19 protein-coding genes are annotated in these 17,398 nt (G+C 71.9%); 7 read left to right on the forward strand and 12 right to left on the reverse strand.

Annotated features, from left to right (window positions below; all coding sequences use genetic code 11):
• The first annotated feature begins 33 nt into the window (after positions 1-33).
• Positions 34-936 carry a fumarylacetoacetate (FAA) hydrolase gene (locus QCN29_RS01090; protein WP_279925519.1) on the forward strand — a complete coding sequence of 301 codons (903 nt, stop codon included), beginning with the start codon at positions 34-36 and terminating at the stop codon, positions 934-936.
• A 266-nt stretch (positions 937-1,202) separates the two neighbouring features.
• On the opposite strand, the gene QCN29_RS01095 is transcribed toward QCN29_RS01090, so the two are convergent.
• The 3 genes from QCN29_RS01095 to QCN29_RS01105 all read right to left on the reverse strand — a co-directional run bounded on the left by QCN29_RS01095 (position 1,203) and on the right by QCN29_RS01105 (position 4,428).
• Complete coding sequence (locus QCN29_RS01095; RefSeq protein WP_279925520.1) at positions 1,203-1,922, reverse strand: alpha/beta hydrolase; 720 nt, start codon at positions 1,920-1,922, stop codon at positions 1,203-1,205.
• Positions 1,923-2,281: 359 nt separating this feature from the next.
• Complete coding sequence (locus QCN29_RS01100; protein WP_279925522.1) at positions 2,282-3,562, reverse strand: acyltransferase family protein; 1,281 nt, start codon at positions 3,560-3,562, stop codon at positions 2,282-2,284.
• 89 nt (positions 3,563-3,651) lie between these two features.
• On the reverse strand, positions 3,652-4,428 hold the full coding sequence (locus QCN29_RS01105; protein ID WP_279925523.1) for an SGNH/GDSL hydrolase family protein: 777 nt from the start codon (positions 4,426-4,428) through the stop codon (positions 3,652-3,654).
• 454 nt (positions 4,429-4,882) lie between these two features.
• Between QCN29_RS01105 and QCN29_RS01110 the strand changes: the two genes are divergently transcribed.
• From QCN29_RS01110 to QCN29_RS01120, 3 genes are read left to right on the forward strand one after another with little or no spacing between them, the layout of a single operon-like run.
• The gene (locus tag QCN29_RS01110; protein WP_279925524.1) at positions 4,883-5,590 is read left to right on the forward strand and encodes a response regulator transcription factor; all 708 of its coding nucleotides are present in this window, start codon (positions 4,883-4,885) and stop codon (positions 5,588-5,590) included.
• Entirely contained in the window at positions 5,587-7,089 is a 1,503-nt protein-coding gene (locus QCN29_RS01115) for a sensor histidine kinase (RefSeq protein ID WP_279925525.1), read from the forward strand. Before QCN29_RS01110 ends, QCN29_RS01115 begins: the two co-directional genes overlap by 4 nt.
• Positions 7,086-7,640 carry a hypothetical protein gene (locus QCN29_RS01120; RefSeq protein WP_279925526.1) on the forward strand — a complete coding sequence of 185 codons (555 nt, stop codon included), beginning with the start codon at positions 7,086-7,088 and terminating at the stop codon, positions 7,638-7,640. The genes QCN29_RS01115 and QCN29_RS01120 overlap by 4 nt, the downstream gene beginning before the upstream one ends.
• A gap of 613 nt (positions 7,641-8,253) precedes the next feature.
• On the opposite strand, the gene QCN29_RS01125 is transcribed toward QCN29_RS01120, so the two are convergent.
• Positions 8,254-8,463, reverse strand: a complete 210-nt coding sequence (locus tag QCN29_RS01125) for a 4-oxalocrotonate tautomerase family protein (RefSeq protein ID WP_279925528.1) — start codon at positions 8,461-8,463, stop codon at positions 8,254-8,256.
• A 62-nt stretch (positions 8,464-8,525) separates the two neighbouring features.
• Positions 8,526-9,305 (reverse strand): SDR family oxidoreductase, encoded by a 780-nt coding sequence (locus QCN29_RS01130; protein ID WP_279925529.1) that lies wholly within the window; start codon positions 9,303-9,305, stop codon positions 8,526-8,528.
• A 78-nt stretch (positions 9,306-9,383) separates the two neighbouring features.
• Between QCN29_RS01130 and QCN29_RS01135 the strand changes: the two genes are divergently transcribed.
• Positions 9,384-10,253, forward strand: coding sequence for a helix-turn-helix transcriptional regulator (locus QCN29_RS01135; RefSeq protein ID WP_279925658.1), 870 nt, complete (start codon positions 9,384-9,386; stop codon positions 10,251-10,253).
• 81 nt (positions 10,254-10,334) lie between these two features.
• On the opposite strand, the gene QCN29_RS01140 is transcribed toward QCN29_RS01135, so the two are convergent.
• Together QCN29_RS01140 and QCN29_RS01145 are read right to left on the reverse strand one after the other, a co-directional pair.
• Positions 10,335-10,562 carry a hypothetical protein gene (locus QCN29_RS01140; RefSeq protein WP_279925530.1) on the reverse strand — a complete coding sequence of 76 codons (228 nt, stop codon included), beginning with the start codon at positions 10,560-10,562 and terminating at the stop codon, positions 10,335-10,337.
• Positions 10,559-10,726, reverse strand: coding sequence for a hypothetical protein (locus QCN29_RS01145; protein ID WP_279925531.1), 168 nt, complete (start codon positions 10,724-10,726; stop codon positions 10,559-10,561). The genes QCN29_RS01140 and QCN29_RS01145 overlap by 4 nt, the downstream gene beginning before the upstream one ends.
• 373 nt (positions 10,727-11,099) lie before the next feature.
• Here QCN29_RS01145 and QCN29_RS01150 point away from each other — a divergent pair, with 373 nt between their 5' ends.
• A complete protein-coding gene (locus QCN29_RS01150; RefSeq protein WP_279925532.1) occupies positions 11,100-11,357 on the forward strand; it encodes a winged helix-turn-helix domain-containing protein in 258 nt (85 codons plus the stop codon).
• A gap of 171 nt (positions 11,358-11,528) precedes the next feature.
• Here the strand turns inward: QCN29_RS01150 and QCN29_RS01155 are convergent, their stop codons facing one another.
• Positions 11,529-13,205 (reverse strand): SWIM zinc finger family protein, encoded by a 1,677-nt coding sequence (locus tag QCN29_RS01155; RefSeq protein ID WP_279925533.1) that lies wholly within the window; start codon positions 13,203-13,205, stop codon positions 11,529-11,531.
• A 379-nt stretch (positions 13,206-13,584) separates the two neighbouring features.
• Positions 13,585-14,172 carry a rhodanese-like domain-containing protein gene (locus QCN29_RS01160; RefSeq protein ID WP_279925534.1) on the reverse strand — a complete coding sequence of 196 codons (588 nt, stop codon included), beginning with the start codon at positions 14,170-14,172 and terminating at the stop codon, positions 13,585-13,587.
• An 80-nt stretch (positions 14,173-14,252) separates the two neighbouring features.
• Between QCN29_RS01160 and QCN29_RS01165 the strand changes: the two genes are divergently transcribed.
• On the forward strand, positions 14,253-14,540 hold the full coding sequence (locus QCN29_RS01165) for a metal-sensitive transcriptional regulator (protein ID WP_279925535.1): 288 nt from the start codon (positions 14,253-14,255) through the stop codon (positions 14,538-14,540).
• Here the strand turns inward: QCN29_RS01165 and QCN29_RS01170 are convergent, their stop codons facing one another.
• The 3 genes from QCN29_RS01170 to QCN29_RS01180 are packed head-to-tail and all read right to left on the reverse strand — an operon-like array spanning position 14,541 to position 17,271.
• Entirely contained in the window at positions 14,541-15,467 is a 927-nt protein-coding gene (locus QCN29_RS01170; RefSeq protein ID WP_279925536.1) for a sulfite exporter TauE/SafE family protein, read from the reverse strand.
• The gene (locus tag QCN29_RS01175) at positions 15,464-15,865 is read right to left on the reverse strand and encodes a rhodanese-like domain-containing protein (RefSeq protein WP_279925537.1); all 402 of its coding nucleotides are present in this window, start codon (positions 15,863-15,865) and stop codon (positions 15,464-15,466) included. The genes QCN29_RS01170 and QCN29_RS01175 overlap by 4 nt, the downstream gene beginning before the upstream one ends.
• Entirely contained in the window at positions 15,862-17,271 is a 1,410-nt protein-coding gene (locus QCN29_RS01180; protein ID WP_279925538.1) for an MBL fold metallo-hydrolase, read from the reverse strand. The genes QCN29_RS01175 and QCN29_RS01180 overlap by 4 nt, the downstream gene beginning before the upstream one ends.
• Between the last annotated feature and the right edge of the window lie 127 nt (positions 17,272-17,398).

Genomic DNA, 17,398 nt, shown 5'->3' on the forward strand with positions numbered 1-17,398 from the left:
CTGCTTCCCACAAGCCCCAGGAGAACCTTCCCCATGTCTGACCCGATCCTTTTCGAGGCGCTCTACCACGGCGAGCGCTACGTCGGCTTCGACCTTCCCGAAGCGGGCACGCGGCAGACCCTTTACCGGGTGGCCGACGGACAGCTCGCGGCGGCCTTCATCGCCACCGACGGCTCTGCGGACGCAGTCCGGGCCGCCGTCGCCGAAGGCGCCGAGACCGTCACCCTCACCGCCGGCGACCCGGAGGCTCGGCCGCTGCCGCCGCTGCTGCCGACGGCCACTGGGAACGCGCTCCTGAGCGGCTTCATGGGGACGCACAAGAAGAAGTGGGACGGCAAAAGCGCCCCGGAGGACGAGTTCACGCCGCCCAAGTGGTTCTTCAAGGGCTTCGGCGACTGGGTACGGCTGCCGGGCGAGACGCTGAACGTGCCCGCGAACCCGGTCGCCCTCATCGAGGAGCCCGAGGTCGCCCTCGTCTACGTCAACGACGCCGACGGCACCCCGCACTACGCGGGCTACACCTTCGGCAACGACCTGTGTGACATCGGCCTGCACCGCCAGGACCCCGGCTACAACCCGTACTGCAAGCTGTGCGACACCGCCCTCGCGCCCTGGCTGTTCCTCGGCGAACCGCCGGCCTCTGTGACCGGCCGGGTCACCATCGAGCGGGACGGCGCGACCGCCTGGGAAGGCAGCTTCGAGTGCGGCGACGATGCCCTGTACTTCCGGATACGGGACATGACGGAACACCTGTTCTCATTCCCCGCGGTACGGCGGCCCGGACTGGTCAACTACGTACTCCTGGGCGCCGACGAGGCCAGCTTCCATGACGGTTTCCGCATCGCCGACGGAGACCGCATCGCCATCGACGTCAAAAGCCACGGCGTGGCCTTCGACAACACCGTCAGGTACGGCTCCCCCACTCCCCTCGCCTGAGAGGCAGGCTCCGGGTCCGCCGTCGCTCCGGCCGTTCGCGGTCCCGTCGTGGCGAAGGCAGCACGTACGAGCGCAGCGCCCGCCGGAGGTCCGCCTGCTCCACCGCGAACGTGCACGGCGACCAGGCCGGCCCCCGGGAGTACATCGGCCTGCCTCTCAGCCGCCAGCGGTAGGCGGCGCCGTCGACAACGATCCGTCGTGATCCCTTGCGGACCAATGTCATGACTCCCCCTCCAGCAGCGAGGATGCCGGTAGTGGACCAGGCGCTACCGGCCGCCCGCGATCGACTCCAGCAGCGCCGCCGTCCGCTCGGGCTCGGCCAGTATGGCGTCATGTCCGCAGGCGATCTCCCGGATGTCCCAACCCGCCTGCACCGCACGGCCGTAGGACCGGTCGAGACTCTCCAGCGGTGGCCGGGTGTGCCGGATGTAGGTGGCGGGAAGGGCCGCGAGCGGCGCGGGGTCGTAGTGCGCGGCATCGGTCTGGCACCGCAGCGGAAAGGCCGTCAGCCGCTCACCCACGTGGGAACGCAGGTCGTCCGGGATGCCCCACTGTTCCAGGAACGCCGGGGCCGGTGGGAGGAACCACCCCTCGCCCCGCTCCCGGGCGGTCCGCCGGTAGCCGTCGGCGACCTCGGGCGGCTCCACGTCCAGCAGGCACTCCCCCGGCTCCACGAGGAAGGCCGCGAGGAAGGTCGCCGAGGCCAGCCGTTCACCGACGGCTTCGGCGAGCGGACCCGCGAGCACACCGGCGTAGCTGTGCAGCACCAGATGCACATCGGTGAGGTCCTCGAACCACAACAGTTCGGCAAGGTCGCGTACATGGGTCGACAGACCGATCTCAGGAGTGAGGGCGTCACGCCGTTCGCCCTGTCCGGTCAGGCTGGGTGTGAACACCTCGTGCCCGGCCGCGGTGAGTCTCCGGCGTACCGGGGACCAGCACCAGCCTCCGTGCATCGCCCCGTGCACCAGCACAAATGTCGCCACCGACCGCACCGCCCGCCCGTCCGTCCCGCGCCACCGCGGGTCAGCATACGAACGCTCGGCTCCGAGTACACCGCGCCACCACCGCCTGAGCCCCTGCCGTGCCCCGAACGCACCCGCAACTCCTGCCGTCCCCGTTCATCGGCGGGGACTTCGGGACACTGCGTCGGGCCTGGCCGGCGCCCATCGGCCGTTGCTTCCTGCTCGCCGACACGACGGCGGCGGCTAGCGCCGCGACGCGGGGCTCAGGACTTGGTCGTCGTGCCATGGAGTGTCCGGCCGGTCCGCGCGGCGCACCGCTGCCGGGAGTTCGCCCGTCGTGCCTTCGTGCCGGCATGCCGTCATGCCGTCATGCCGGGAGTTCAGCGCGGTGCTGTGACGGTGAGGCGGGTGATGTCGACGGTGTCGGCGCCGGGCTGCGGGCGGGGAAGCAGGGCCCAGAGGGAGATGAGGGCGACGAGCGCGGCCAGGAGGGCTGCCGTGCCGGTGCGGCCGTGTGCCCAGCGGGCCCGGAAGCGGATGGGGTCTTCCACCAGGAGTTTGGTGAGGAGGGCGGCGAGGAGGGAGGTGCCGAGGAGGACCGCGGTGCGGCTCCAGCCGGTCAGCCCCAGCCGGTCCTCGGTGAGCAGGAGGAAGACCGGCCAGTGCCACAGGTAGAGGCTGTAGGAGATCAGGCCGAGGCCGCGCAGCGGGGCTGCCGACAGGGCGCGGGCGACGGGTCCGTGCGGGGTGTGGGCGAGGCAGGCGATGAGCAGGGCCGCGGCCAGGGCGTGCAGGAACAGGCCGCCGTGGAAGAGGCCGGGTGCGTCCTGGCCGTCGGCGGTGAGCCAGTACGCGGCGATGCCGCCGGCCAGGGCCGGGCTCCACCAGGCCCTGGCGCGTCGGCCGAGTGAGCGGACGAGGCGGACGGCGGGGGCGGTGGCGGCCAGCGAACCCAGGAGCAGGGAGAAGGCGCGGGTGTCGGTGCCTTCGTAGACGCGGGTGGTGTCGACGGGCTCGACGAGCATGATCATGAGGGCGAGGGAGAGGAGCGCCCCGGTCAGGGCCGCTGCCGCGACGAGACGCTCGCCGCTGCCTTTGCCGAAGCGGACGAGCAGCACCAGCAGCAGGGGCCACAGAAGGTAGAACTGTTCCTCGACGGCGATGCTCCACAGGTGGCTGAACACCTGAGTCTGGGACGACTGCCAGTAGCCCGCCTGGTCGGCGATGTAGTGCCAGTTGGCGAGGTTGGCCATCACCCAGGGAGCATCGTCGAGGGCCTGGCGCTGGAGTTGCGGCGTGCCGAATGCCCAGGCCAGGATCAGCGTTCCGGCGATCACGGCGGCGAGCGCCGGCAGCAGGCGGCGTGCCCGGCGTCCCCAGAAGGCCGCGAGGTCGATCCGGCCGTCGCGGGCCCGGGCTTCTTTCAGGAGCAGGCCGGTGATGAGGAAGCCGGAGAGCACGAAGAACAGGTCGACGCCGAGGAATCCGCCGCCGAGGTGTCCGGCGTGGAAGAGGAGTACGCCGAGGACGGCCAGTCCGCGCAGCCCGTCGAGGGCGGTGATATGACCGGTGCCGGGGCCCGTGGGCGGCGCCGGGGTCTTGCGGCGGTGGGAGCGAGGGGCGGGGGGTGCGGAGGAAAGCATGTGGTCGGGGGCGGTCATGGGTCTCCTGGACGTGCGCGGCGGCTTCGGCCGGGCTTGCCGGCGGAAGCCGCCGCGTGCGCGGTGTGCGGGACGGGGGAAACGAGGCGTCAGGCGCAGCCGAGTTGGCCGTAGAGCTTCTCGCCGGTCCATGTGCCGGTGGCCCACTGGTCCGGGGCGGCGGGGGTGAAGCCGTAGTGCTTGTTCAGCTCCTTGCCGAACCAGCTGGCGAAGGCGGCCGAGCCCTGCTGGCAGGAGTGGATGCCGTCCTTGCTGCGCTGGGCCTTGGCGGCGGCGCTGTCGGTACCCCACAGGGTGGAGGCGTCGAGGAAGGACACGGTGTCGGGGTGCTCGGCGGCGACCTCGCTCGCGGAGCGCGGCGCGGCGGTGATGGCGGCCTCGTGCGCCTGGTAGAAGTCGTCGAGCTTGAACGGCGGTGCGGAGACGATCAGGAGGTCGGCGCCGGCGTCGTTGACCGTCTTGGCCAGGCGTTCGTACCCGGCGCGCTGCTCCTCGGGAGTGCCCCAGTCGTAGGTGGTGATCTGGTAGGCGACGACGTCGGGCTTGAAGGCGGCGAGTTCCTTGGGGAGGGTCTCCCAGGTGGGGGCGGCCATCTCGCCGATCACGCCGCCGCCGCCGGCTGCGGCCATCGAGGCGAACTCGGCGCCGCTCGCCTTCATCGCCGCGCCGAGTGCGGGCGCCTGGGCCTCTCCGATGGAGTCGCCCATCCACAGGAGTCGGCGCGGTTTGGCGTCGGGGGTGGCCTCGGCCTGCGTGGTCGCAGTGCCGGCGCCTTCCTTGGTTCCGGGGGTGGAGTCCTGGCAGGCGGTGAGGCCGAGCATCCCGGTGGCGGCGACGAGGGCGAGGGCGATCGTACGGGTCTTCATGGCTGTTGCGGGGCCTTTCGTACAAGGGGGTGTGGTGAGGGGTGGAGGAGGGGGCGGCAGAGGGCCGGCCATGTCCACCACCGGTTGCGTCAGGACCTCACCTGCCGCGCCGGGGCCGGAGCCCCCGGCGGCGGGTGCGGATGCGGAGCCCGGCAGGAGGGTGAAGGCCACGGCACCGGTCAGGGCCGGGGTCGCCGCGGCCGTCCACCCCACACGGCCCGGACTGCATCGGCCCGGACTGCCACGGCCCGGACTGCATCGGCCCGGACTGCCCCGTCGGCTCGTCCTGTTGCTGCGCTGTGCATTGCCCATGCCCTCGACGGAACCGGCTTGCGGCGCCGAAGAGGCAGGCCGTCATCGTTTCATCACAGAAGGCGGAACCACCCGTCATACGTTTCGAGCACGCTGGTCGAATGAGTCCCCAGACGCCGCCGGAGGAGTGCGACCCCACGCCATGCCACGAGTCCTGCTGATCGAAGACGACCTCGCAGTGCAGAAGGGGGTGACCCTCGCGCTGAAGCGCCGGGGGCACGCGGTGGAGGTGGCGGGCAGCGGTGAGACCGGTCTGCTCGCGCTGCAGCGCCACCGGCCCGACCTGGTGCTGCTCGATCTGATGCTGCCTGGGATGAGCGGCCTGGAGGTGTGCCGCCGCATCCGGGAGAGCAAACAGATACCGATCATCATCATGTCCGCCCGCGGTGACGACATCGACATGGTCGTGGGGCTGGAGGCCGGCGCCGACGACTACATCGTCAAACCGGCCGGTGACGAGGTGCTCGAAGCGCGCATCAAGGCGGTCCTGCGCCGGGTCGCCCCTGCCCAGGACGGCAGCGCGCAGGCCGCCCCCGCGCAGCCGGGTGCGGAACGGCACGGCGCCCTGACCGTGGACCGCACGGCGCTCATCGTGACCAGGGACGGGGCCGAACTCGCCCTGGCTCCCTCCGAGCTGAAACTGCTGCTGTTCCTCTCCGCCGCGCCCGGGCAGGTCTACTCCCGCCAGCAGCTCCTGGAGCAGGTCTGGGAGCACTCCTTCTACGGCGACGCCCGCCTCGTCGACGCCTGTGTGATGCGGCTGCGGGCCAAGATCGAGAACGACCCGCGCGCGCCGGTGTATGTGCAGACCGTGCGAGGTTTTGGCTACCGCTTCGGGCCGCTCGCATGACCTTTCGCAGACCCTTTCGGCTTCGTCTTCCGCGCGGGCTGCGGGTGCGGCTGGTGGCCGCCTTCCTCTTCGCCGCCGCCTTCGGCGCCCTGCTCACCGCGGGGCTCACCTTCCAGCAGGCCCGCTCCGCGATCCTCGACCGCACCCAGGAGGCCGCCGTCGCGGATCTGCGGGCCCAGCTCGACTCCCTCGCGCCCGGCCTGCCCTTCCCACCGAGCACCCAGGGCCTGCGCGATCTGGCCCTCCAGCTCGACCGTGCCGGCGGCGCCCACACCTGGCACTCCGCCGCCGCCTACCAGGACGGCCCGCTCGTCTCCGCCGCCCCCACCGCCCCGCCCGTCCCCCAGACACTCCGCGAAACGGCACGGGACGGGGCCGAGGCCGCGTACCAGCGCATCGAGCACGAGGGCCGGCCCTGGCTGGTGCTCGCGATGCCGGTCTCCTACGCGGGCTCTTCGGCCTCGGCTTCCGGCGACTCGGGCACCACGTCCCGTGCTTCTTCCGGCCTGACCGTCTACGCCGCCCTCCCGCTCGATGAGGACGAGGCGGACATCGCGGCCCTGCGCACCGCCGCCCAGGCGGGCGCCGTCCCGGCTCTCGCCCTGGCCCTGGTGCCCGCGCTGTTCGCCGCCCGCCGCGTGCTGCGGCCCGTACGCCGGCTGCACGACGGCGCCGAACGCATCACCGCCGGCGAACTCGACACTCGCCTCGACGCCGAAGGGCACGACGAACTCGCCGACCTCACCCGTACGTTCAACACCATGGCCACGGCCCTGCAGCGGGACGACGCCGAACTACGGCGGATGGAGGCCGGCGCACGCCGCTTCGCCGCGGACGTCGCCCACGAACTGCGCACCCCTCTCGCGGCGATGACCGCGGTCACCGGAGTCCTCGACGAGGACGCCGGCTCCGGGGCCCTGCCGCCCGACACCGCGGACGCCGTCCGTCTCATCAGCGACGAGACCCGCACCCTGGCCCGGATGGTCGAAGACCTCATGGAGGTCTCCCGCTTTGACGCCAGGACCGCGCCCCTGCGCGCCGAGGACGTCGATCTGCGCACCCTCGTCTCCAAGACCCTGCGACTCCGGGGGTGGGATGTCGGCGAACACGTCACCGGAGACCTCGCCGGCCCCGTTCCGGTCCACGCCGACCCGCGGCGCGTCGACGTGATCCTCGCCAATCTGGTCGGCAACGCCCTGCGCCACGGCAGCCCACCCGTGACCGTCCGTGTGCGCGCCGAGGGCGAGCGGGCGGTCCTCACCGTGACCGACCACGGCCCCGGCATCCCCGCACACGCCGTTCCCCACGTCTTCGACCGCTTCTACAAGGCCGACACGGCACGCGCCCGCTCCGAGGGCAGCGGCCTCGGCCTCGCCCTCGCCCACGAGAACGCGCTCCTGCACGACGGCACACTGACCGCCGCCAACGCCCCGGGCGCGGGCGCCGTGTTCACCCTCACCCTTCCCCTCGCCACCCCACCCGCACGGGAACCACGATGATCCGCCGCCTCACCGCCCGCACGACCGCAACCGTCGCGGCCGGCGTCATCGCCTCCACCCTGGCAGGCTGCGGCATCACCCCCACCGGCCCAGCGCCCGCGGGGGCGCCGGCTTCCGGCATCCAGCGGCCCGGCGCCGAGGCCCGCACCGTCCAGCTCTACTTCGCCGGTCCCTACGGTCTGCGTGCTGTCAGCCGTCCCACCGACCGGCCCCTCAGCCCCCAACAGGCTCTCGACCTCCTGCTGGAGGGCCCCACCCCGGCCGAACGCGACCGCGGCCTGGTCACTCAGGTCCCCCCGATGGCCGGCCAGCTCACCGCCACCGCCACCGCGGGCGCCGTCGACGTCTACATCCCCCTCACCGTCAGCAGCGGCGACCTCGATGTCACCGCCGTCGCCCAGCTCGCCTGCACCGCAGCCCACGCCCACGTCCCCGGAGACCGCCCCGCCACCCGGATCGACATCCGCATCCACGAGAACCTCGCCCCCTCCCAGACCCCCTGGACCGTCCGCTGCGGCCCGAACGGCACCGTGACACCTGTCACCGGATAGAAGCCGTGCCCGTAGCGCCCGGGTCCTCCGAACACCGACAAGGTGACTCCGTCAACCGTCCTCCGGCCCCGGCCGGTTTCGTCCAGCAGCCAGGGCGCTGCGGTGTGCCGCCGGCGACCTTGGTCTCTGCCCGGCTACCGCACGAGCCGCCCCCCAGCTACGGCACGAGCCGCCCCCGGCAGGAGAAACCAGGAAGGCGGCTTCGCGGTCATGACACAGGCTTCGCAGCGCGATCTTTTTTGCCCTGCCGTACGAAGGCCGTGAGGGCAAAAAGCAGTCCCCGGTAGTGCTGCACGTGTCCTGGAGCTTCAGTCGTCACTGTCACTCCGGTATCGCGCCGGCTTGCCGGGGGCCTAAACCACATCCTGTCCAAGTCCACTCCGCCGACTAGACGTCCTCATCGACTTTGCGACTCTTTCGGTGTTATGGCCTATCAACCAGACTAAACCTGTTATGCACCGAGTCAAGATGCTTTGTGGAAGGTTTTCAGCATCCGGCGGGTAAAGATGGGTGACTGCCCCGGGGCCGCTGTGTCGTGTCGGCCGTCCGGCACCGTGCCCAACCAGCATGGGGCCCGGCACTGGGATGCCGGGCCCCATTCCGGTGATCGGAGTCAGGCGTCGCCGTTGAGCATGGCGGCGGTCAGGACGTTGCCGGCGACGCCCCAGCCGCCGTCGGCGACTTCATCGACGAGTACGACGGTGGTGGGGCGGGCCCGCTCACCGTAGATCTCCGCGTACAGGTCGGTGGTCCGCTCGACGATCTTCTTCTTGTCCTCGGCGGTGACAGTGCCGGCAGGGACCTTGAAATAAGCGAAAGGCATGGATGCTTCTCCTTGAATTGGCTTCTTCCGTGGAATCGGGTGCCGCCGGTTCGGCCGTGGTGTCACACCATGCCGCCGTTGGCGCGCAGGATCTGGCCGTTCACCCAGTGCCCTTGCGGACTGGTGAGGAAGGCAACCACATGGGCGATGTCCTCCGGGGTGCCCAGCCTCTCCAGTGGCGGGATCTTGGCGAGCCGGTCGATCTCCTCGTCCGTCTTGCCTTCGAGGAACAGATCCGTGGCCGTGGGCCCGGGAGCGACGGTGTTCACGGTGATGTCCCGTCCACGCAGCTCGCGGGCGAGGATCAGCGTCATCGCCTCCACGGCGCCCTTGCTCGCGGCATACGCACCGTAAGCAGGGAACTGCGTACCGACCACGGAGGTCGAGAACCCCACGAAGGAGCCGCCCGCCCGCAGTCGCCGCGCTGCCTGCCGGGCGACGACGAAGGTGCCCCGGATGTTGGTGCGGTACACGGCGTCGAGCACCGTCAGGTCGAGATCGGCTATGGGCGACAGAGCGAGCCTTCCTGCGGAGTTGACGACGGCGTCCACACCGCCGAACTCCTTTTCCGCCTGGTCGAACAGTGCGGCGACCGCGTTCTCGTCCGCCACGTCGCCCTGAACCGCGATCGCCCGCCCGCCGTCAGCGGTGATGGCCGCCACCGTCCCCTCGGCGACCGCCGCGTCATGGGCGTAGTTCACCACGACGGCCAGGCCGTCCTGGGCGAGTTTCCGGGAGACCGCCCCGCCGATGCCGCGTGATCCGCCGGTGACGATGGCGACCCGCGTGGCCGACGCGGCTTCGGTGGAAGACGAGGGTCCAGTGGAAGGGGTTGCGTTCATGCCTCCATGGTGAACAGCGCTGACCAGCGGAACCAGGGGATGTCATCCCCTGTGTCCGCACCCCCGGCCGAGCGCAGAATGGCAAACATGGGTTCTGCGAAATACACCGAACTGGGGTCCTTCCTGCGTTCGCGGCGGGAACGCATCCGCCCGGCCGAGGTGGGACTCCCCGCCGGGCCCCGTCGCCGGGTGCCCGGGCTGCGGCGTGACGAGGTCGCCCAGCTCGCCGGGGCATCGGTGGACTACTACACCGAACTCGAGCGCGGAGCCGGGTCTCAGCCGTCCGAGCAGATGATCGCCGCCCTGGCCAGGGCGCTGCGCCTGACCGCTGACGAACGCGACCACCTCTACCATCTGGCCGGTCGTCCGGTGCCCGTGCACGGCGGAGCCGCCTCGCACGTACACCCCGGCATGCTCGATCTGCTCCAACGTCTGACGTCGACACCTGCGCAGGTCATCACCGACCTGCACGTCACCCTTGTGCAGAATCCGCTCGCGGTGGCCCTGCTCGGAGACCAGTCCGGTTTCCGGGGCGCCCGGGCCAGCTTCGTCTACCGGTGGTTCACCGATCCCCAAGCCCGGCAGCTCTACCCGGAAGCCGACCACGAGGTCCAGTCCCGCGCCTTCGTCGCCGATCTGCGGGCAGCCGCCGCCAGGCGGGACGCGAAGGACGTCGAAGCCGGCTCGATGATCAGTGCACTGCTCGACCTCTCGCCCGAGTTCGCCGCGCTGTGGGCCCGCCATGACGTGGCGTTCCGGCGAGACGACCGCAAACGCCTCAACCACCCCACGCTCGGTCTGATCCAGGTCAACTGTCTCAACCTGTTCAGCGAGGACGGCCGGCAACGACTGCTCTGGTTCACACCTGCGGTCGGCACGGACAGCGCCGACCTGCTCGACCTGCTCACCGTCATCGGCACACAGGAAATCGTCGATTCGACGCGCTGAAGGTTCGGGCTCACCGCGCATCCACCACCTCGGCTGCGGGGATCGCCGGCGGGGCGTCCACGGCCACCGTGCGCCGGGCGGTCACTCCGCACCGTCCTCGTTCCGGCCGCGCCAGCCGTTGAGCAGGTCGAACGCGTCCGGCAGCGCCGGGAAAAGCGGCGCGCACTTCGGGCACGCATAGACGTTGAACCCGGGGCCGGAGCTCTGGTGCACCTCGGAGACGACCACGGGCGCGTCCGTGACGACGTTGCAGCGCACGCAGAGACGGACGGGCTTGCGCGTCGGCGCGTTGAAGGTCGGCTCGCTCACCAGGCCACCCCCGTGGCGTGCACGTCCCGGGTGTCCAGGTCGACGCCGAAGTCCGCCGCCAGTACGAGGGTGAGGCGCCGCCGCCGCTGGCGGGATCGCTGCTCCTTCTTCTCGTACTCGACCAGGTACGGGCGGATGAGGGCCGTGTCCTCTCCCCTGAGCATCTCCGCGAGCCCGTGCGGGGGCCTGGGTCGCGGAGTCCGGCCCCAAATGGGACCGATCCGCTCACCCGCCCCTGTCCGGGAAGGCTCGCTGGTCGATCGGGCCGTTTCCGTTCGCCTGGCGGAATCCGGGGTCAAGGGACGGGCTCCGGCCCGACGCCGCCCGGTTCCGGGCGCAAGTACGCCCAGCAGCAAGCGCAGGCAGACATGGATAATGCCCACTGTCATCAACCTCCATGGGGTTGGTGGCCACGCCCCCGGGCCGCTGCAACGGCTGCGGGGGCTCCTCTGTGATGTACCACGGTACGCCATGGTGGCCATTGGTGCACCATGGGCTAGCGATGTAGGTCCTGGCACACCGCGCGAAGCTACAGACATGGCCGAGTACGAGTGGCAGAGGATCGCACGCACCATCGAGGAAGAGATCCGGTCCGGACGCATTCCACCGGGCGGGGCGCTGTCCAGCATCACGCGGCTCGCCCAGACTCACGGCGTTGCCGACCGGACAATCCGGCGGGCACTGCGAGACCTCCGCGAACGAGGTCTGATCGAGACGCTGCCCCACAAGGGCTCGTACGTCGTCGACGTGCTGCCGCCCGTCAACGAGCCCGAGGACGACGAGTCCGTCGACTAGCGTGCGGTCGGCGTCCAGGGCTGGGACGGCACCGAGTGCGCCGTGCGCCCGGAGCGCGCGCACCGAGCCGAGGCCTTCTCCCGCCTGACCAGCATGAGCCGGGCGGTGTGCAGTCGCGCGGGCGGTGCGAGACCCGATGGGATGCGTGGGTCCGCTGGGGCGCCGGCCGGCTTACAGACCGTGGTCGTCCATCAGCCGCATCAGGTTCCGCTTACGTCGTTGGGCGGTGCGCAGGGCGGCGGTGTAGGCGGTGAACTCCTCGGGTGTGCCCAGGCGGTCGTGGCAGTCCCGGATGCTCAGCAGCAGGCTGACCAGCCGCTCGTAGACGGTGTTGCCGGTCTGCCGGGTCAGCGGCTCGGCCAGGCGCAGGTAGACGGCGAGGGCGTCGGCGGGGCGGGTGGCCCGGGTCCGGTCGGCGAGGGTGCGCCACTGGGCGTCGTGGGCGCCGGAGTCGGCAGCGGCCTGCCAGGCGGCGTCGGTGTCCTCGTCGTCGAGCAGGGCGTCGACCAGGACGGGGCCGCCGTACCGGCCCTGTTGCCGCCCTGCGTCGGCGCGCAACAGGGTGAGTGCGCCCTCGCGCTCGGCCGGCCAGCAGTCCGCGGCCCGGGCGGCGGCGCGGAGCTGCTGGTACGCGAGCAGGGAGCGGCGGGCACGGAAGTGGTCGCGGCGCAGGGCGACGGCGTCAGTGGGCCGGCCGGCCTGAGCGTAGCGGTCGCAGAGATAGTCGACGAGGGCCGTGTCGACGGCGGAGAGTTCCCGGGTGTCCCGGATGCCGCGTTCCGCCCAGCGCAGGGCGTCGTCGGCGCGCCGGGCGGCGTCCAGCTCGCGGGCGATGACCAGGTGGGTGTGACCGTCCGCTGCGAGGTCGGCCGCATGCACGGCGATCACCGTGTCGACGTCTCCGCCCGCCTTGGCCAGACGCTCCATCAGGTACTTCTCGGCCCAGCCGCGGCGGTTGCCCCGCCATGCCCCGACCGCCAGCTTCCGCAGGTCGGTCATTCCCTCTTCACCGAGGATGTCCTCGTAGTCGAGCGGGTCGACGTCGGTGAGGTGGGCTGCGTCGTCGAGCGCCTGACCGATCAGCCAGCGTGCCAGCTCCCGGGGGGCGGGGCGCGCCGCACGGCAGGCGTCGAGGTGGGCGTCGGCGAGGCCGTCGCCCACCTGTCCGAGCCGTCCGTCGGAGTCGTCGACGCTCTCTGCCGCTTCGGCCAGCAGCCTCATCGCCTCCCGCGACAACGTGATCGCGTCTTCGGCCCGGCCCGAGCCGGTGAGCCCGCGGATCGCGGACAGCGCCTGCCCGGCCTGGTCGGCATAGGCGCGGGCGTCGGCGTACTCGACGTACCCGTACTGCGCGAACGGTGAGACGTCCAGCAGCTCGCGGACGCGGGCCCGGACCCCGGCCAGGTCCCCTCGGGCGCTCGCGGCCCGCAGCTCCAGCCGACGCCGCAGCTGCCGGTCCTCGGCGATCTGCTCCTGTACGAGGGTGAGGAGTCCTTCCCTCGGCAGGCCGGACAGCCAGGCGTCGAGGTCCTGCGCCCGGCCGCGGGCCGCCTTCCGCTGCCGCGGCAGGCTCTCCCGCTGGGCGAGCAGGGTCAGACCGAGCGCGACCAGGTGCTTGCAGAAGTTGCCCTCCATCCCGTACGGGCAGTCGCACTCGCCGGCCACGCCCCCGGGCCCGGGCCCGTCCAGGGTGAGCTCCACCTCGTACCGCTCCGTGCCGTGGACGGTCGCGGCGACCCAGGCGTCACCGACCTCGATCCCGGACACCGCGTCGAGATATCCGAGCCCGCGCTCGAAGGAACGGGCGCCGGCCAACGCCTTGAGGTCCGCCTCGGTCAGGCCGTCCACAGCTCGTTCAACCCCCGCCCCCGGCACCGTTCGTGACGAACCTCAGCATAACGACCGCGGGGCTCGCGGGTGAGCCGTACGGCGCGGCTACCCGGCGTCCGGCCACCTCTCCGGGGGCGCCGGCGACGAGGGTCGGCACCGCGGCGGCATACGCGTAGAGCGCACACCGGACAGAACGCCTGGGGCGGACGTCTGCCGGTGAAACAGAACGCAATGCGCCAGGCGACATCGGCCACCTTCGGCTGATGGCAAGAAGGCCGAGATGCAACGCCGCCCGGACCGTCGAGTCCTGGACGGGGGAGGTTCTCGGAACTCGAGGCCGCCGGCGAGGCCCTCTGACGGCGTCGAGGTCGAGTGCAGCCCGCCGGCTTCGGAGAGTTCAGCGGCTGCGCAGGGCGGCGAGCGTGGCGTCGAGGTCGGCCGTGCGGGGGCGGTTGTGGGGCAGCTTGCCGAGGGCCGCCGCCATGCCGCAGGCGCCGGTGACCGCGGAGAAGACGAGACCTCCCGCCAGGCCTGCGGAGAGAAGCAGAAACGCCGGATGCGCAAGCAGGCCCAGCAGGAGCCCGAGAAGCACCGCCGCGCCGGCCGTGAAGCGGACCTGGCGTTCCATGCTCCAGCCGGGGCGGGTGTCGCAGGCGGCGGGGCGGTGCAGGTCGTGGCCCCGGGCGGCCCAGGCGCCGGTGCCGCCGGACAGCGTGGCCGTGGGGATTCCCTCCTCGGCCAGGAGTCTGGCGGCGCTCTCGGAGCGGGCGCCGGAGGCGCACACGACGAGGATGTCTCCGCGGTCGGCGGCCTGGCGGATTTCGGGCAGCGCGCGGCGGATGCGGTCCAGGGGGAGGTTGAGGGCGCCGGGCAGGTGGCCGGAGGCGTACTCGGCGGGTGTGCGCACGTCGATGACCGTCAGTTCGTGCAGGCGGGTGCGGGCCTGGTCGGCGTCGAGGGCGACGGGGTGGGGGGAGTCGGTCATGGGGGTGTGATCCTTAATGGTCGACGTCGTCCCGAACCGGGACGTACAGTACCCCTAGGGGTATTCATAGAGGAGTGATCGTGGAACTGGAGCTTGCGGGTGCGGATCTGAAGGCCGTGCTCAACCGGCTGCGCCGCGCACAGGGCCAGATCTCCGGGGTGATCCGGATGATCGAGGAAGGCCGCGACTGCGAGGACGTCGTGACGCAGCTCGCCGCCGCCTCCCGTGCGCTCGACCGTGCCGGTTTCGCGATCATCGCCACCGGGTTGCAGCAGTGCGTGGCGGACATCGACTCCGGGCGCGGGAACGGCGAGGACACGGAAGCGATGCGCGCCCGGCTGGAGAAGCTGTTTCTGTCCCTGGCGTGATCATGCGCCGTGACCGCTTCCTGTCGCCGCGTCGATCAGCATGAAGGCGGCCACGACCAGCAGCACCACGGCGAAGATCCGCTGAAGCGTGTGCCCGGAGACCTTCGCGGCCAGCCGTTTCCCGTCCCATGCCGCGAGGATCGCGGCGCCGGCGAAGGGCCCGACGACCGCCCAGTCCAGCCCCTCGACCGTGCCGGCGCGCGTCGCCAGCGCGGCCACGGAGTTGACCGTGATGACCAGCAGGCTGGTGGCCACGGCGCTGCGCATCCGCATGCCGAGTACGCCTGCCAGCGCCGGTACGGCCAGAAAGCCGCCGCCGACGCCCAGGACGCCGGTGACCGCACCGAGCCCCGCCCCCGCGGCCGCGGCCTTGCCCGGCCGTATCGGGGCGGCGACATCCGAGGTGTCCGGGACGGCAGTGTCCGAGGTGTCCGGGACGGCGACATCCGAGGTGTCCGGGACGGCAGTGTCCGAGGTGGTGGCCGCCGAGGCAGCGGTCTCCGCCGCCGTAACGTCCGGGGCGTTGGCAGCCGCGGCCGCGGCATCAGAGGCTGCGGCGTCCGGGGTGGGGCGCAGTCGCAGCATGCGCAGTGCGGCGGCTGCCGCCACCACGCCGAAGGCCGCCGTCAGGGCCGCCTCCGGCAGCCTCCCGGCGACCGCGCCGCCCAGCATCGCCAGACCGACCCCGGCCGCCGCGAACAGCAGCCCCGTACGCCAGCGCACATGGCCGTCGCGGGCGTGCGCGGACAGCGCGGCAGCCGAGGTGACCGCGACGATGACCAGGCTCGCGGTGGTGGCCGCGACCGGTGTGAAGCCGAGCAGGTAGATCAGGGCGGGGACGGCCAGGACGCTGCCGCCGCCCCCGAGCGCCCCGAGCGCCAGGCCGATCACGGCCCCGGCGGCCAGGGCGAGTATCACCGCGTTCACGCGACGGAGCCGTTCCGGCCGTGGGAGTCCACCACCGGCAGTCCCGCTCCGGCCCAGTCCTTCATGCCGCCGATCACATCCACGGCCTCAGCGCCTCTGGAGGCGAGCAGCGCGGCCGCCTGCCGGGAGCGGTTGCCCGAACGGCAGATCACGACCAGCGGCCGTGACTGGGCGTGACCGGGCAGCGCTGCCCCGGCGACCAGCGCGGACAGCGGCAGGTGTACGGCGTGGGGGGCGTGTCCAGCCTGCCATTCATACGGTTCGCGGACGTCGAGCAGCACGGCGGCGACGCCCCGCACACCGCCGCTCGCGCCGCCGTGACCATGGCCGGTGCGCCCGGCCGCCTCCTGCACGGTCACACGGCCGGGGCTGCCCCGGCCTCGCCGGAAAACGCTCATTTCGCTTCTCGGGCTCCTGTTCCCGTCTCGGTGCGCACGCGTACGGAAGGGACGGTGAGTCCCGCCTTCTCCGCCGCGTCGAAGGAGTCGTCCACGGCGACGACGTCGCGGCCTGCGGCGTCCAGCAGGGAGGCGGCGACGGCGGCGCGCATGCCGCTCGCGCAGTGCACCCACACCTCACCGGCGGGGACCTCGTCGAGGCGGCGGTGCAGCGCGTGGATCGGGATGTGCACCGAGCCGTCGACATGGCCGCCGGCTCGCTCCGAGGCACGGCGGATGTCGAGGACGACGACGCCCCCCGCCGTGCGCCGACGGGCGAGGTCCGCGAAGGTCCCCCGCGGGAAGGAGGCCGGCGTCTCGCCCTCCCGCACCCAGTCGGCCGGGGCGCCGACAGCCGCGGCGGCCGGACGGTCGATGCCCACGCGGACCAGCTCGCGCTGGGCGGCGGCGAGCTGCTCGGGGGACTCGGCGAGCAGCGTGACCGGTTTGCCCCACGGGATCAGCCAGGCCAGATAGGTGGCGAGCTGCCCCTCGGCCTCGAAGTTGAACGAACCGGAGAGGTGCCCTTCCGCGAAGGCGACGCGGTTGCGCAGATCCACCACCCACTCCCCCGCCGCCAGCCGGGCGGCGATCTCCTCGGGGTCGGCCACGGCCGGGGGCGTCAGGTCGACGGGGGCGGGGCCGGCGGCGTTGGCCGGGCCGATGTGCGTGTAGTACGCGGGGATGTCGTCCAGACCGGCGAGCAGATCGGCCACGAAGGCGTCCACGTCACGGGTGAGGGCCTCGTTGGAGGCCTTCTCCTTGCCGATGGTCGTGTCACTTCCCTCGGCCTGGGAGGACGAGCAGAAGCTGCCGAAGCCGTGCGTGGGGAGCACCGCCGTCTCCTCGGGCAGCTCGGCGGCCAGCCGGTGCGCGGAAGCGTGCTGCGCACGGGCGAGACGCTCGGTCAGCCGCGGCTCGACGAGGTCCGGGCGGCCGACGGCGCCGATCAGCAGTGAACCGCCGGTGAACACCGCGACCGCCGTGCCGTTCTTCTCCAGCACATACGACGTGTGGTGCGGGGTGTGGCCGGGCGTCGCCAGGGCGCGCAGGGCCAGGCCGGCTTCGGCGTCGATCTCCGTACGGTCGCCGTCGTGCACCGGTACGCGCGCGAAGGAGACGCGGGCCCCGGCGGGCACGAGGTAGGCGGCGCCCGTGACCCGGGCGAGCTCCAGCCCGCCGGTGACGTAGTCGTTGTGCACATGCGTCTCGACGACGTGGGTTATCCGCGCCCCACGCCGAGCAGCCGCCGCGATCACCTGATCGATGTCGCGCGGCGGGTCGACCGCCACGGCCGTCCGCTCGCCGCCCGCCAGATAGCTGCGGTTGCCGAGCCCCGGCACCTCGATCGTGTCGACGAAGAACACGAGGTACTCCCTTCCAGTGAAGAATTACCCCGGGGGGTATGTTGTCGACGGTAGCATGAGTACCCCGGGGGGTATTCCCAAGGGCGGGGAACTCCCGGGTACCCGAGCCACACCTCACGGGTACCTC

Source organism: Streptomyces chengmaiensis, from assembly GCF_029846775.1.
Lineage (GTDB): Bacteria > Actinomycetota > Actinomycetes > Streptomycetales > Streptomycetaceae > Streptomyces > Streptomyces chengmaiensis.